Source organism: Rodentibacter genomosp. 1, from assembly GCF_001999285.1.
In the GTDB taxonomy this organism is placed as follows: Bacteria; Pseudomonadota; Gammaproteobacteria; order Enterobacterales; family Pasteurellaceae; genus Rodentibacter.
Genome location: NZ_MLHN01000004.1, coordinates 86115 through 103151, shown reverse-complemented (window position 1 = coordinate 103151; position 17037 = coordinate 86115). Strand labels below are relative to the sequence as shown.

Below are 17037 nucleotides of genomic sequence, written 5' to 3'. Positions count from 1 at the left end.
AATTTTTGAGGATTTTGCTATGGAAAATTTTAAACATTTACCCGAACCTTTCCGCATTCGTGTTATTGAGCCGGTGAAAAGAACCACCCGAGAATATCGTGAAGAGGCAATTTTAAAATCCGGAATGAACCCGTTTTTATTAGATAGTAAAGATGTTTTCATTGATCTTTTAACCGATAGTGGTACCGGTGCGGTGACACAAGATATGCAGGCTGCCATGTTGCGTGGTGATGAAGCTTACAGTGGCAGCCGTAGTTATTATGCCTTGGCAAATGCCGTGAAAGAAATTTTTGGCTATGAATACACCATTCCGACCCACCAAGGTCGTGGGGCGGAACAAATTTATATTCCCGTATTAATTGCCAAACGTGAGCGTGAAAAAGGCTTAGATCGCCGCAAAATGGTGGTGTTTTCCAATTATTTCTTCGATACCACACAAGGTCATAGCCAAATAAATGGGGCAACGGTGCGTAACGTTTATATCAAAGAAGCCTTTGATACTTCAGTAAAATATCCGTTCAAAGGTAATTTTGATTTAGAAAAATTGGAACAAGGTATTCAAGAAGTCGGTGCGAATAATGTGCCTTATATCGTTTGTACCATCACTTGTAACTCCGCCGGGGGACAACCTATTTCCATCGCTAACTTAAAAGGTATGTATGAAATTGCACGGAAATACGATATTCCGGTAATTATGGATTCCGCCCGCTTCGCTGAAAATGCCTATTTTATTCAGCAACGTGAAGAAGCTTATAAAGATTGGACAATCGAACAAATTACTTACGAAAGCTATCGTTATGCCGATTGCTTGGCAATGTCTGCCAAAAAAGATGCCATGGTGCCAATGGGGGGAATTTTAGCCTTTAAAGATCAATCGATGGAAGACGTTTATCATGAATGTCGCACCCTTTGCGTTGCACAAGAAGGTTTCCCGACTTACGGCGGTTTAGAAGGCGGAGCAATGGAACGTTTGGCAATCGGTTTACGTGACGGAATGCGTCAAGAATGGTTAGCTTATCGCATCGCACAAATTGAATATTTGGTTGCAGGGCTTGAACACATTGGTGTAGCCTGCCAACAACCCGGCGGACATGCCGCTTTCGTGGATGCCGGTAAATTATTACCACATATTCCGCCGGAACAATTCCCTGCTCAAGCCCTTTCTTGTGAACTTTATAAAGTTGCCGGTATAAGAGCAGTCGAAATTGGTTCATTTTTATTAGGGCGTGACCCAAAAACAGGTGAACAATTACCTTGTCCTGCCGAGTTATTACGCCTTACGATTCCGCGTGCGACCTACACCCAAACCCACATGGATTTCATTATTGAAGCCTTCCAAAAAGTGAAAGAAAACGCGGCAAATATTAAAGGATTAACCTTTACTTATGAGCCGAAAGTTTTACGTCATTTCACCGCACGATTGAAAGAAGTGGAATCATAAAAAATTCTCCTAGAAAATGCAGTTCATTTTGAGCTGCATTTTTTCTCTAAGACTTATTTCAATACATTGTTATTGATAAGGATTCAATATGAAAAAACAACCTTCCATTTTCGGTGGTTCCTGTATTATTGCCAGCGTTTGTGTGGGTGCCGGAATGCTTGGATTACCGACCTCGGGTGCAGGCGCATGGACAATATGGTCTGCTGTCGCAATTTGTTTAACGATGATACTCATGACATTATCAGGCTGGTTATTACTTGAAGCCTACTCCACCTATGATTTAAGAGCGTCATTTAGTACCGTCACGAAAGATATGTTGGGTTCCACCATTAATGCGATTAATAATCTTGCCATCTATTTCGTAGGAGGGATCTTACTTTATGCTTATACCACCGCCTCCGGCGGCATCATAGAAAACTTAATTAAACCATGGATTAACTTAGGTTCTTTCGGATTAGCTATTTGTTCGACTGTATTCGTATTAATCTTTTCGTATTTTGTTTGGCATTCCACCCGTATTGTAGATCGCATTTCCGTATTGCTTATTGTATTTATGGGGCTCACTTTTGTTATTAGTATCTCTGGGTTAGCCATCAATATTTCTTTTGACAATCTTTTTGATATTGGCGGAAAAGAGGGCGATTATGCAAAATATGCGATTGGGATGTTTCCGGTTGCTTTAACTTCCTTTGGTTATCATCACTCTGTTTGTAGTATGCGCGCATATTATGGCGAAGAACGGAAAGCAAAATATGCCATTTTAGGAGGAACGGGAATTGCCCTGACACTTTATCTCATTTGGGTTTTTGTGATTTTTGGCAATCTTCCTCGGGATCAGTTTGCGCCTATTCTGGAGAGTGGCGGAAATTTAGATGTATTACTGAATACCCTCGGTAATGTTATTGAATCAAATACGGTTAAACAAATGATTAATGCGTTTTCCATCGCTGCCATTTTATCTTCCTTTATTGGCGTAGGATTAGGCGTATTTGATTATCTTGCCGATTTCTTTAAATTTGATGACAGCAAAAGCGGACGTACAAAATCTTGGATTGCGACCTTCTTTCCACCCCTCATTATGTCGATCCTATTTCCATTGGGCTTCTTGAAAGCCATTGGTTATGCCGGTGCGGTAGCAACGATTTGGACTTGCATTATTCCGGCACTTTTGGTTTACAAATCAAGAAAACGCCACCATACGGCAGGATTTCACGTTGTCGGGGGAAACGGATTAATTATTTTCACCGCTTTATTTGGTGTATTTGTTGCCATCACCCATTTTTTAGCGATGTTTAATTATCTGCCTCACTTTAGAGGTTAATTTAGCAATAAAAAAGTGCGGTCATTTTCAACCGCACTTTTTTACGACATCCGTCCGCTTTCTATTCGAATAACCTGATCGCAAATTGCCACCGTAGATTGGCGATGGCTGACAAGAATAATCAGTTTATCCGCCTTAACGTTGCGCAACGATTGTAAAATAATTGCTTCGTTTAAACTATCCAAATTACTCGTTGGCTCGTCCAGTAAAATGATTGGGGCATTGTGTAAAAAAGCACGGGCAATACCAATGCGTTGTTTTTCTCCATCAGAAAGATTACCGCCTAACTCCGTCATTTTGGTTTGATAACCTTCCGGTAAACTCATAATGAAATCGTGAATTGATGCCTGCTTAGCGGCTTCAATAATTTGTTCTTGCGTCGCAGAACGGTGTGCAAGGCGAATATTTTCTTCAATCGTGTCATTAAAAATATAGGTTTGTTGAGTAATATACGCCATATTGTCACGCAGGCTCGCCGTATTAATATCAGCAAGCATTGTACCGTTTATGCAAATTTTTCCTTGTTGCGGATCGTAAAAACGCATTAAAAGCTTCAATAACGTGCTTTTTCCGCTACCGCTTCTGCCATGAATACCTAAAATTTGTCCCTTGTGTAACTGCAAATTAATGTCTGTCAGAATTTGTTCGTTACCATAAGCAAAATTCAGGTTTGCTACACCAATTTCAGAAACACTCTCTAAATTGACCGCACTTTCTACCTCTTTTAATGCAGGCTGTTCCGCCAACAAACTTAATACCCGCTCACCGGATGCCAACGTTTGTAATAAATTACTGGAAAGATTACTCAAGGCAATAACCGGGCCGTAACTCGACATCAATAAAATTACTCCGATTAAAAAACCGGCAAAATCCAGTTTATTCAAGCTGAATAAAATCAAACCGACAAATAAAATAATGATATTGAATACGGAAACCGCAATTTCCGTATAAACCCGCACTTTGCTTTCTTGATCTTTAATTTTACGAAAAACCTTATCAATGGCTTGGCTACGCTGTTGGATTTCCTCTAAACGATTCTGCTCATAACCGAAAAGCTGAATTTCTTTCATACCACGAATACTGTCGAGGAAAAAATCATTCATTTCACCTACCAGTTCGCGATATTGTCTGCCGTCTTCACGGGCTAATCGGGTGGTGATGATCGGTAAAACCACGCCAATACAAAAATATCCCACGAATGCGACTAAGGCAAACCACAGGGAAAGATGGGCAAATACCGCAACTAAGATCGCTGAGGTAAAAAAGGCGATCATAATCGGCGCAATGGTGTGAGCATAAAATACTTCAAGTAATTCAATATCATTGGTTACCAGTGAGACAAGTTGCCCGGCTTGTTTATCCTGCAATTTCACAAATGCCAGACGGCGCAAGGCGGAAAAGACTTTATCACGCAATAATGCCAACAATTTAAAGGCAATATAATGACCAGACATTTGTTCTAAGTAACGCAAAATCCCACGGGCAACAGCAAGGGCAATAAGTGCGGTCAAAATTTGGGTTAAATTTAAATGCCCGTCAAAACCGAGCAAATGCGTCAATCCCATCGCCCCCAGAACCATAATAAAAATTGCACTTAAAAAACCAAGTATCCCCATTGTGATAGTAAATAGCATAATATGTGCGAGGGGTTTTACTAACCGGAGTAACTGCCACATCACTAAAAATCCATTCTTACGCATTTGCCACCTCTCTAATTTGCTCTAAAGATTTTTGTTGTTGGAACATTTCCGCATAAACCCCATTTTCTGCCATTAACGAGGTATGTGTGCCTTGTTCAATCAATCTGCCTTTATCCAATACATAAATGCAATCCGCATTTACGGCATTAGCAAGGCGGTGGGAAATCATCACAATGGTTTTGTGTTGTTTAAATTGTTGGATAAATTTCAAAATCACTTCTTCACTTTCTACATCAATATTGCTGGTAGCCTCATCAAAAATGTAAAGCATCGCATTATGTAGCAATGCCCGAGCCAAGGCTAAACGCTGAATTTGTCCTCCTGATAAATTTGCCCCCCGACTTAATAAAGGCATCGCCAAACCGCCATTTTCACGCACAAAATCAGCTAAATTGACCTGTTCCAAACATTGATAAATTTGCTCATCAGTAGCACTGTTTTTTGCCATTAGCATATTTTCACGCAATGTACCTTTAAACAGGTAGCTGCTATGACTCACCAATGAAACATTTTCATAGAAAGAAGTGCGGTCAATTTCAAAGGCATTTTGTCCATTAAACAAAATTGCCCCTTGTTGCGGCTTGTGAAAACCCATCAACAAAGAAACCAATGTGGATTTTCCGCAACCGCTTTTCCCTACAAACATAGTAAGTCGATTTGGATGAATCATTAAATCCAAGCCCTGAATAGCCGTTTTTTCAGGGGAATAGGCAAAATGTAAATCTTGTATTTCTACTTGCATATTATTTTTTTCCGTAAAACTAACCGCACTTTGTTGTGCTTCGACCGGTGTATCAAGTAAGGTAAAAATTTTATCAGAGGCGGCTTTGCCATTCATTGCCACGTGGAAAAAAGAACCCAATAAGCGCAAAGGAATAAAAAATTCAGAGGCGAGCAAAATAAACAAAATTACACCAAAAATACTGATTTGCGTTTCCTGATATTGCAAAAGTGCGGTTAAAATTCCCACCGCTGCACCGCCATAGGCAAGCAAATCCATTAATGAAACGGAATTGAGCTGCATAGTTAGCACTTTCATTGTAATAGTGCGAAATTGTTCTGCTTCCGCATCCATTTGTTTGGCTTTATAGCCGTCATCTTGATAGATTTTTAGTGTAATCAAACCCTGTAAATTATCTAAAAAACTACTTCCCAGCCCGACATAGATCGCCCAATATTTTGCCAAGAGTTTTTTAGCGATTTTATTCACAGCAATAATAGACATTGGGATAAGCGGTACGCATACCAACAAAATTAACGCAGTCGGTGCATTAAAAAAGACCAAGAAAAAGAATAAGGTGAGGGGGGCAAGCAAGCTATAAAATAACTGGGGTAAATAACGCCCAAAATAGATTTCTAATTGCTCCACACCTTCTGAGGCAACCTGAATAATACTCGAAGTAGATTGTTGATTGACTTGATTCAGCGGCATTCCCGCCAGTTTACGATAAATCAAACTGCGTAATTCATGTTTTACCCTTGTGCTGGCAAAATAAGATGCTTGTACGGATTTTTTACCGGCAAATACTCGCAGAGCAAGTGCAGCCAGCAAAATTGCACCTAAACCAACCGCACTTGGTATGCGAAGATCGCCTAAAAATGAGGCCTGTAGGATATATGAAAATACTACCGCCGTAACAATCCCTCCAACCAAAGCAAGCCAGTTCCAAAGGACGGTAACGGCAATCCATTTTTTGCTCTCCGCCACGGTATTAATCAGGCGTTTATCTATCATCATAACGATTACTCCTAAAACGAAAATAAGTACGCCTAATAAAATGCGTACTTTCGGTATAACGATTTAAAAAATACTAGAAACGAATCTCAACGGAAGCGGCAAAGTTTCTGCCCGGTGCGTAGAAACGTTGAAGCCCATAACCGTTACGGTCAACGGCATTTGTCGTGCTATGCGCATTAATTCCCCGTAACGCATCCCAAGCGTGGTATTTTTTATCAAATAGGTTATAAACACCCGCACTTAACGTAATGCTATCCGTTGGGTTGTAATAACCGAATAAATCGGTAATAAAAGCGGATTTATTGAGATATTTGTAAGTCACAATTTCTTGTTTAAAATCATGCTCTTTGCAGATAGAAGTGCCGAACCAATAATCAAATTCTTCTCGAACACAATATCGATTATTTTGAATCGTTTTTGCATCTTTTGCTTTTTTACCGCCTAAATAAGTGAAACGGCTAAAGATTCCCCATTTCCCGTTCGGATCTTCATAATCTAACCCAAATACGGTTTTTATTGGTTGGATAGAGAGTAAATCGGTTCCGTTTGAAAGTTTACCTTTGCTATAACCTAATGAACCATAAAATTTAAATCCTTTTGGAATAAATGAAGCAACTTGATCTAAATTTAAGTGGGTTTTTATTTCAATGCCACTCACTCGCGCGCGATCAACATTAACCATTTGTTGTTCCAAACTCTGAAATTTTTTCCCATAGGAATAAGAGGTGATAACACTTTCTTGTTCAAATAAGAAATTGTGATAGAGGGACCGATAAACACTGACATCAAATAACCCTACATCACTACGGGATTGGGCGAAAATGGTATGGCTAACGCTACGTTCTGATTTTAAATCCGGATTTGCCCGCCAAGAACCATAAGCATTTTGAAAAGTGAAATACATTTCCGATGCCGTTGGAATACGATAACCGGTGGAGAGCTGATAACCTAGTTTCCATATTTCCGTAACCTGAGCATTTAATCCAATAAAACCGCTCCAATTCGCAAAACTACTTGAGTTCAGTTCTCCGCCTTCCAAACAAGCTTTAGAACATTGTGCATTAAGCGCTTTAGGTTTTAATTTGGCATAATCATAACGAATACCTAAATCAGAAGAAAAAATAGGATTCCATACAATGTGATCTTTTAAAGAAACGCCATACATTGTTGTTTTAACCGGACGTTGAATCGTGTACCAATCATCGCTTTCATAATTTTTCCCAATGCCGATTCTATCGTGGTTAATATTTTTAAATTCACGTTCACTGATATAACTTTTTAACGTGAGCGTATGCTCTCCCAATAAATTAAACGCCAGACTTTCAAATTCTAGATTTGCACGTTTAAACTCGGTTTTCATTCTTCTGTCAAAAATTTCATCAAGTTCTTTTTCTTTCGTTAACCAGTTAGAACCACCTTTATAATTAACTGTTGCAAGATCCGTTTTTTGATAATCCAAATCCAGTTTCGCAAAAGCCAACCAATTTGATTCGGGAGCATAGGTATAATTCAAATTAATATTGTAGCGTTTATTTTGATCATCCGCTTCGCGCCAAGCGCCGCCATAAAGCGTATAACTACGTTCATCCGTATAACGGTTTCCTTTTTGACCATTTATCGCAAAAGCAATCCGATGATGATCATTAATCTGATAACCTAATTTCGCTAAATAACTATGAAAACGATGTGTTGACGGATCGGGGTGCTGACTTTCACTGTGGTAATATAAATCCCCATCACCATTACTTTTCATTTCATGACCCGTACGTTGGGAATACATAAGTAATGCATCAAACTTATCACCAACATAACCTATGCCAAAGGTACGAACCCATTCACTATTTTTTCCAGCATAGCCACCACGTAATAGCGCACCAAATTTTTTGCCGGGCTTAACTATATCAATTGCTTCAAGTGTACGATAAGCCACAACGCCACCTAACGCACCGCTTCCTGAGTTAAATGCATCTGCGCCTCTAACGATGTCAATCTCACGAACTAATTCGGAATCAATAGATAAACGTGAACTATTAAAGTTGCCATAACGGGCATATAAAGAATTTTCTTCGCTATCCGGTAAATTAATACCATCAATGCTTATGCCAACTCGGTTCCCTTCAACACCTCGAATAGAAAAACCTTTCAAAAAACGACCGTTATCACTAATACCAACATCGGAGGTATAACGAACTAAATCTCGAGTATCGCGAATCAACTCTTTTTGAATAGTTTCTGCATTTTTGTGAATTACTGAGGATTGGGTTTGACGGGTTGAAACCAGTTCATCTTGAACTCTAATTTCATCTAATATCTCTTCCGCATTTGATAAATTAGCGCTTAGTAAAGACATACTAATAAACAATAGCTTATGTTTTCTCATCATCATTTTCTCATCATTATTTAAATGAGAATGATTATAAAGAATGAAATTAAATAAAAACAGATTCAATTGAGAATAATTTTCATTTTGTGATCTTTATCAAAAAAACCGCACCCTATAAGAATAAAAGTGCGGTCATTTTTTCCTGTTTTTTTGATTAAATGTCGAGATTTGCTCTTAATGCATTTAATTCAATGAACTCACGGCGTGGCTCCACTTCATCGCCCATTAAGGTGGTGAAAAGTTGATCTGCTGCAACAGCATCTTTAATAGATACTTTCAGCATACGGCGAGCATTTGGATCCATCGTTGTTTCCCAAAGCTGATCAGCGTTCATTTCACCTAGTCCTTTGTAGCGTTGCACTTCCAAACCTTTACGAGATTCTTTCACTAACCATTCTACGGCTTGTTCAAAGGTGCGTACCGGCTGTACTTTTTCACCACGTGCAACATAGGCTCCGTCCTCTAATAAACCATTTAATTGATTATTAAGTGAAATAATTTTCGCATATTCATTACCGCTCACGAAATCAAAGTTAATGAAGTAATCGCTATCTATGCCGTGTTTACGCACAGTAATGATGGCTTCATAAATCTGACGTTCAGCATTAAATTGGGTACGCATCGTATATTGATGAGCTTCGGTTTCTTTTTCTTCCAGTTGTTGAATAAAAGATTTACCCCAATTTTCAACCGCACTTTCGTTACGCATCATCTCAATAGTAAGCGGAACTTGATAAATTAATCCTTGTAATAATGGCATTGGATAATGACGACTTAAACGCACAATTAATTTTTGTACGCTGTTATATTCCGCCACCAATTTTTCAAAAACAAGGCTATTCATTGCCGGCGCGTTTTCACTGATATGCAACGCTGCACCATCAAGCGCAAGGGTTAGTTCATATTGCTCCATTTCCTCTGCATCTTTAATGTAACGCTCTTGTTTGCCTTTTTTCACTTTATAAAGGGGTGGCTGGGCAATATACACATAACCACGCTCAATAAGCTCCGGCATTTGGCGATAGAAAAAGGTGAGTAAAAGGGTGCGAATATGTGAGCCATCCACATCCGCATCAGTCATAATAATGATATGGTGGTAACGCAATTTATCCGGGTTATATTCATCACGCCCGATACCACAACCCAATGCAGTAATCAATGTTCCCACTTCTTGAGAAGAAAGCATTTTGTCAAAACGAGCTTTCTCAACATTGAGAATCTTTCCCTTTAACGGCAAAATAGCTTGGGTTTTACGATCTCGTCCCACTTTTGCCGACCCCCCTGCGGAATCCCCCTCCACTAGGTAAAGTTCTGAAAGCGCAGGGTCTTTTTCTTGACAGTCCGCAAGTTTACCCGGTAGCCCGGCAATATCCAATGCCCCTTTACGGCGTGTCATCTCACGGGCTTTACGTGCTGCTTCACGAGCCCTTGCCGCCATAATAATTTGATTAACAATGATTTTCGCATCGGCAGGATTTTCCAATAGATATTCCTGCATTTTCTCATTCATTGCCGATTCCACTGCACTCTTCACTTCAGAAGAAACTAATTTATCTTTCGTTTGCGAAGAAAATTTTGGGTCAGGCACTTTCACAGAAATAATCGCCACTAAACCTTCACGAGCATCATCGCCTGAAGTTGCAACTTTTTCTTTTTTCAATAAACCTTCATTTTCCATATAACTGTTCAGGCTACGGGTTAATGCGCCACGGAAACCGGCTAAATGAGTACCACCATCACGTTGTGGAATATTATTGGTAAAACAATAGACGTTTTCATTCACGCCATCGTTCCATTGTAACGCTACTTCCACACCAATGCCGTCTTTTTCTGCAGTGAAGTAAAAAGGTTTTGGATGAATCGGGTTTTTATTTTTGTTTAAATATTCAACAAAGGCTTGAATTCCACCTTCGTAGTGGAAATGATCTTCCGTACCATCACGTTTATCGACCAAACGAATGGATACGCCAGAATTCAAAAATGAAAGCTCACGTAAACGTTTTGCCAGAATTTTGTAATCAAAGGTTGTGATGGCAAAAATATCTGGACTTGGCCAGAAACGCACGGTCGTACCACTGACATCAGTATCACCAATCACGGCTAATGGCGCTTGCGGTTCACCTAAATGATAGAACTGTTCATGCACATGACCTTGACGGCGAATAGTAAGCTGTAATTTGTCAGAAAGCGCATTAACGACCGATACCCCCACGCCGTGCAAACCACCTGATACTTTATAAGAGTTATCATCGAATTTACCGCCTGCGTGAAGCACCGTCATAATCACTTCCGCTGCTGAAACCCCTTCTTCAGGGTGAATATCCACCGGAATACCACGCCCATCATCTTGAACAGAAACAGAGTTATCATCGTGAATAGTGACAATAATGTCAGAACAATGACCTGCCAATGCTTCATCAATCGCATTATCCACCACTTCAAATACCATATGATGTAATCCCGTGCCATCATCGGTATCACCAATATACATCCCTGGGCGTTTACGGACGGCATCAAGCCCTTTTAATACTTTAATGCTGGATGCACCATAGTTATCGGTTGTGGTCGTTTCTGACATAATTAATCTCTATTTTGTAAATGAAAATTGGGCGGGATTATAGCAAAAAATGGGCTAATTAGCGAATAATAACCAAAAAGGCTCTTATTCTAAAAAGCAGTTCCTTGAGGTGAAAATTATCCCGTATGATATTCTTTCAATTTACCGATCACATCTGCCAATAAAACAGTGAGGTGATAGGTTAGATCGATAGCTTCGCAAATGGTTTCTTCGCGATCCTGAACCGTGTCAGCCAAGTCGGTTTACTTTCTTCTTCCCCGACTTTTTGCACACTCCATTTTATGCCTTTCATATACAGCTGAGCGATGTAGGAAATTTGCGGGTCAGTCCCTTTGTAACTGGCTATCAGTTATACTAATTTAATGAATAAAACCTAATCAGGTTCTGAAGTTTGTTCAAACGGATGAAAATAGCTCTCTTTACCTGTATGACAGGTTTCACAGACTGGCCAACAAGAATGAACAGGCTGTTATTATCGCAATCTAATCTCATATCCACTATTATAAAATCTCATAATAACTTTTTGATTCACTATTCATTTCTCCAATTTTTCAAATAACAATCCTTGCTATGCTAATTTATTAAACTCAGGAGCAAGAATTTTTCATCTAAGGCTCTAACAAATTGCACAGCTAAACTTTCGTGCAAAAGAATCACTAAATAACCGATTTGGGCATAGATCATAGGTTTCAATAACAGGTGTGGTGATTTCTATAAATAAGATAAAAATACCGGTAAGGTGGACTGTAACAGTATGACCAATGACTTTTTTCTCTAATAGAAATGAACTTTTAGAGATAAATTGTATTTTTCATGTTAAAAAAATGTGAAATACCTCATATTTTTGAAAGAAAACGATTGCGCATATTGGCGCACAAGTATATGTTGTCAGGGTTATTGAATAAAAATAACACAACATCTTACTAAATTTTCTACAATCCACGATAAGAGGGCTTTACAATGAAAAAATATTCCACTCTTTCTCTTGCTGCATTATTAGCAATGGGCGTATTCTCTGCTCAAGCCGCAGAAAAATTTGTCACCATCGGCACCGGTGGACAAACCGGTGTTTATTATGTGGTGGGTCAATCCATTTGCCAATTAGTAAACCGCGATACGGCAAAAACCCAAATTAAGTGTAATGCCCCTTCTACCGGTGCGTCTGTTGCCAATTTGAATGCGATTGCGGCAAATCAAATGGAAATGGGGATCGCCCAATCCGATTGGCAATATCACGCTTATAACGGCACAAGTTCATTTGCAGGCAAGAAAAATGATAAATTACGTGCTGTTTTTTCTATTCACCCTGAACCTTTTACGCTAATGGCCCGCGACGATTCGGGGATTCAACAATTTGATGATTTAAAAGGAAAACGTGTCAATGTGGGCGATCCGGGTTCTGGTACGCGGGCAACAATGAATGTGATTTTAGCCGCGAAAGGTTGGACGGATAAAGAATTTAAAGTCGCGTCAGAATTAAAACCGGCAGAAATGGCGTCGGTAATGTGTGATAACAATTTAGATGCAATTACTTATAATGTCGGTCATCCGAATGGGGCGTTAAAAGAAGCGGCGGCTTCGTGCAATGCGCATTTAGTGCCTATTACCGGTACGGAAATTGACAAATTGGTTGCTGATAATCCGTATTATGCGAAAGCAACCATTCCGGGCGGTTTGTATAAAGGCACAGATAATCCGGTGGATACCTTTGGGGTGTATGCGACCTTAGTCACCTCCTCCGATGTGGATGAGGACAGTGTTTATGCCATTGTTAAAGCCGTTTTCGACAATTTTGATCGCTTTAAACGTCTCCATCCGGCATTTGCTCATTTAAAACAGGAAGAGATGATCAAAAATGCGCTATCCGCACCATTACATGAAGGCGCAGTACGTTATTACAAAGAAAAAGGCTGGTTAAAATAGCCGAGCATATTAAATTTAGGCAGGTGTTATCCTGCCTTTCCTGTTTTAATCGGTAATATTTATTTTCGGAGGTTTTATGTCGGTAAAATCTGAAAAATCGGATTATGACGATCTGCAAGATATGGTTGCATCTAATGATGCGGGAGGACGAAATCCAAAAGGCTTAACCAAAAATCTAATTATTGTTACGGCTATTTTGTGGTCAATCTTCCAGCTTTATTACACCTCGCCATTTCCCTTTTGGTTGCAAGAAGTGATCCGCAGTTGGGGTTGGGAATGGAATGTGGTAGTTGATGATACCAAAGCGCGTTCCATTCACTTAGCTTTTGCTCTATTTCTGGCTTACTTGGCATTTCCGGCGTTTGCCGCTTCTCCAAAACACCGTGTTCCTTATCAAGATTGGTTGTTTGCCGTTTTAGGCGCATTTTTAGGGGCATATTATATTTTCTTTTACGAGGGATTAGTTACCCGTTTCGGCGCACCCAATACATCGGATATTATCGCCGGCTGTTTAGGGATTATTTTGCTACTGGAGGCTTGTCGGCGTAGTTTAGGATTACCTTTGGTTATTATCGCTTCCGTCTTTTTACTGTATAACTATTTCGGACAATTTTTACCGACAGATTGGATTATCAGCCACCGTTCAGGCTCACTTTCTCAAATAGTCAATCAGCAATGGGTAACCACAGAGGGCGTATTTGGCGTGGCATTGGGCGTTTCCACGAAATATGTGTTTTTATTTGTCTTATTCGGTGCGTTACTGGATAAAGCTGGTGCGGGCAACTATTTTATCAAAACCGCCTTTGCCTATTTAGGGCATTTACGCGGTGGCCCGGCGAAAGCAGCTGTCGTATCCTCAGGCTTAACCGGATTAATTTCCGGTTCATCTATTGCCAATGTGGTAACGACGGGAACATTTACTATTCCGATGATGAAACGGGTCGGCTTTTCCGCCGAAAAAGCAGGCGCGGTTGAAGTCGCCTCCTCCGTAAATGGGCAGATTATGCCACCGGTTATGGGTGCTGCCGCCTTTTTGATGATTGAATATGTGAATATGCCATATAGCCAATTAATCACCCACGCGGCATTACCGGCATTAATTTCATATATTGCCTTGGTCTATATCGTTCATTTGGAAGCCTTAAAAATGAATTTACAAGGTTTACCAAGAACCGATCCACCTAATCCGATTTTGATCGTTTTATTAAAAATTTTGACCGCACTTTTAGTCGTCATCGGCTTAACCGGCGTGGTTCATTTTGGTTTGGGGTGGATTAAAACCGTTGCACCGAATTATGCTTTCCTGATTGTTTGCGCATTGCTTACAGCGGTTTATTTATTACTTATCCACCGAGTGGCAACATTTCCTGATTTGGAAGTCGATGATCCTAATGCGCCGATGGTCGCACTGCCGTCAGCCAAACCGACGGTGAATGCTGGGCTGCATTTTCTCATTCCCGTCGTGGTATTAATTTGGTGTTTAATGGTGGAAATGTTATCGCCGGGGCTTTCCGCATTCTGGGGAACAATGGCGCTTGCGGTGATTTTACTCACACAAAAACCGCTGCTACATTATTTCCGTAAGCAACCGATTAACTCCTCGCTTTTCATTGAAGGTGTAAAAACCTTAATCGACGGGTTAGAAACAGGGGCGAGAAATATGATTGGTATCGGCATTGCAACGGCAACCGCCGGAATTATCGTCGGCGTTGTTTCTTTAACCGGATTCGGCGTACAGCTATCGGGGATTATTGAAGTGTTGTCGATGGGCAATATTTTATTAATGCTGATTCTCGTCGCCATATTCAGTTTGATTTTGGGAATGGGATTACCGACAACCGCTAACTATATTGTTGTTTCCTCATTAATGGCATTGGTTATCGTTGAAGTCGGCAAACAAAACGGGTTGATTGTGCCACTCATCGCCGTGCATTTATTCGTGTTCTATTTCGGCATTATGGCGGATGTAACACCCCCTGTGGGATTAGCCTCGTTTGCCGCTGCCGCAGTTTCGGGCGGAAATCCGATAAAAACCGGAATGATCGCGTTCTTTTATAGCCTGCGTACGGCAATTCTTCCTTTCTTGTTTATTTTTAATACGGATTTATTGTTACTGGATGTTGGTTGGGTAAAAGGAACCCTAGTCGCGGTGGTTTCAACATTGGCTATATTGGCATTTACCGCAGCAACGATGAATCATTTCTTTGTGAAAAACAAATGGTGGGAAACGGCACTATTAATTTTGGGTGCATTTGTCATTTTCCGACCGGGCTTTTTTATGGAATATGTATCACCAACATCTCATCATATTGAGCCGTCATATTTAGTACAAGAGCTGGAAAAAACACCGGCCGGGCAAAATCTGTTGCTCAAGGTATCGGGAATGAATCCTTACGGTAAACAAATCGAATTTTACTCGCAACTTTCCGTACCGCAGGGAGAAACGGGTGAACAACGTTTGCAAAATCTCGGTTTAACCCTATTGCATACGCAGGAAAAAATTGAGGTGGACGGAAAACAAATAGATAAAGTCGTGATTGATATGGTGGAAACGGATTCTCCGGCAGCAAAAGCAGGATTGAATTGGGATCAAACCATCATTGATATTTCTTTACCGCTTGTTTCATTAGCCAAAGAATGGATGTTTATTCCGGGATTGTTAATTATCGCTTTTGTCGGCTGGAATCAGCGGCGAAGAGCAAAATCTTAATGAAAAGTGCGGTCATTTTTGAATATATTTTGATTAAGATTAAGAATGTCCGCCATACTGATGAAAAGGATAAATTATGTATAACAAATTACTGCTCGCCATTGATCTGAACAATCCAAAAGGTTCAGAAAAAGTGGTTGAGACTGCATTACGCTTGGTTGAACATAATCCCAATGCACTATTTCGTGTCGTTACCATTGTTGAGCCGGTAGATGATAGCTTTATTTCCGCTTTCCTACCAAAAAATTTTGATAAATCCCTGATTGCAGAAGTGAATAAAGCGTTACACTATTTTACCGCCAAACATTTTCCGGCAAATGCTAAAGTGCAACACATCGTCGCACACGGCACAATTTATGAGGAAATTAATCGGATTGCGGAAGAAAAATCGGTAGATTTAATCATCATGCTCGCCAGTAGCAAGCCTCACACTAAAGGCTTAAGTAATAATACCCGACGAGTGGCAAAATATGGGAACAAACCGATATTGATTTTGAAATAACAAAAATCCCTGCCTGAAATACTCAAGCAGGGATTTTTATATTTATTAGAATCCTAATGTTTTTCTATCAGGATTACGAGGGTCGGAATAACCATAGAAGCCGCCGTCGCGCGCTTGAATAATTTGCACACGTCCCATTGGGGCTTTTAGCTTAATTTTATGCCCTTTAGCGGTGAGTAATGCGAAGGTGTCGGGACTAATCCCTTCCTCAATGCGTAATTCATCCGGTAACCATTGATGATGAATTCTTGGCGCAACAATCGCTTCCGCAGGGTTCATATTGTGGTCAATAGTATTAGAAATACTTTGTAGAACCGTTGTAATAATTCGAGTCCCACCCGGACTACCTGTCACTAGCCAAGGTTTATTATCTTTTAGCACGATAGTCGGTGTCATTGACGAAAGCGGACGTTTTTTCGTTTCAATTGCATTTGCATCACCGCCGATTAAGTCGAATGCATTGGCCACTCCGGGTTTAGCAGAAAAATCATCCATTTCATTGTTTAGTAAAATACCTGTTCCTTCAGCAACAATACCGGTACCAAAATTCAGATTTAGTGTATAAGTAACGGCAACAGCGTTACCGGCATTATCCATAACCGAATAGTGCGTGGTTTGATCACTTTCATAGGGTTGAGGCTTACCGGGCTTAATTTCCTTAGCATCAAGCAAAACAGCATTTACAGAAGTTTAGAGATATTCTCAAAGCTCATTTGAGTACAGTTGACGGAGTGTGAACAG

General features: G+C 40.2%; 9 protein-coding genes and 1 pseudogene. 5 read left to right on the top strand and 5 right to left on the bottom strand.

From position 1 onward, the window contains the following. The first annotated feature begins 19 nt into the window (after positions 1-19). Both tnaA and BKK54_RS02925 read left to right on the top strand, forming a co-directional pair. The gene (gene tnaA / locus BKK54_RS02930) at positions 20-1441 is read left to right on the top strand and encodes a tryptophanase (RefSeq protein ID WP_077541352.1); all 1422 of its coding nucleotides are present in this window, start codon (positions 20-22) and stop codon (positions 1439-1441) included. Between the two features lie 88 nt (positions 1442-1529). Further along, on the top strand, positions 1530-2762 hold the full coding sequence (locus BKK54_RS02925; protein ID WP_077541350.1) for an aromatic amino acid transporter: 1233 nt from the start codon (positions 1530-1532) through the stop codon (positions 2760-2762). A 41-nt stretch (positions 2763-2803) separates the two neighbouring features. Here the strand turns inward: BKK54_RS02925 and BKK54_RS02920 are convergent, their stop codons facing one another. The 4 genes from BKK54_RS02920 to gyrB form a co-directional block, all read right to left on the bottom strand. Further along, a complete protein-coding gene (locus BKK54_RS02920; RefSeq protein ID WP_077541348.1) occupies positions 2804-4462 on the bottom strand; it encodes an amino acid ABC transporter ATP-binding/permease protein in 1659 nt (552 codons plus the stop codon). Next, positions 4455-6200 (bottom strand): ABC transporter ATP-binding protein/permease, encoded by a 1746-nt coding sequence (locus BKK54_RS02915; protein ID WP_077541346.1) that lies wholly within the window; start codon positions 6198-6200, stop codon positions 4455-4457. Before BKK54_RS02915 ends, BKK54_RS02920 begins: the two co-directional genes overlap by 8 nt. 73 nt (positions 6201-6273) lie before the next feature. Beyond that, complete coding sequence (locus BKK54_RS02910) at positions 6274-8550, bottom strand: TonB-dependent hemoglobin/transferrin/lactoferrin family receptor (RefSeq protein ID WP_244153091.1); 2277 nt, start codon at positions 8548-8550, stop codon at positions 6274-6276. Positions 8551-8737: 187 nt separating this feature from the next. Continuing rightward, positions 8738-11161 carry a DNA topoisomerase (ATP-hydrolyzing) subunit B gene (gene gyrB / locus BKK54_RS02905; RefSeq protein ID WP_077541344.1) on the bottom strand — a complete coding sequence of 808 codons (2424 nt, stop codon included), beginning with the start codon at positions 11159-11161 and terminating at the stop codon, positions 8738-8740. 960 nt (positions 11162-12121) lie between these two features. Between gyrB and BKK54_RS02900 the strand changes: the two genes are divergently transcribed. The 3 genes from BKK54_RS02900 (at position 12122) to BKK54_RS02890 (ending at position 16296) form a co-directional block, all read left to right on the top strand. Next, complete coding sequence (locus tag BKK54_RS02900) at positions 12122-13084, top strand: TAXI family TRAP transporter solute-binding subunit (RefSeq protein WP_077541342.1); 963 nt, start codon at positions 12122-12124, stop codon at positions 13082-13084. A 76-nt stretch (positions 13085-13160) separates the two neighbouring features. Next, positions 13161-15794 carry a TRAP transporter permease gene (locus tag BKK54_RS02895; RefSeq protein WP_077541339.1) on the top strand — a complete coding sequence of 878 codons (2634 nt, stop codon included), beginning with the start codon at positions 13161-13163 and terminating at the stop codon, positions 15792-15794. A 76-nt stretch (positions 15795-15870) separates the two neighbouring features. After that, positions 15871-16296, top strand: a complete 426-nt coding sequence (locus BKK54_RS02890; protein ID WP_077541337.1) for a universal stress protein — start codon at positions 15871-15873, stop codon at positions 16294-16296. 45 nt (positions 16297-16341) lie between these two features. On the opposite strand, the pseudogene BKK54_RS02885 reads toward BKK54_RS02890, so the two are convergent. After that, positions 16342-16959 (bottom strand): annotated as a pseudogene (locus BKK54_RS02885) (gamma-glutamyltransferase); the annotation flags it as partial. Positions 16960-17037: the final 78 nt, after the last annotated feature.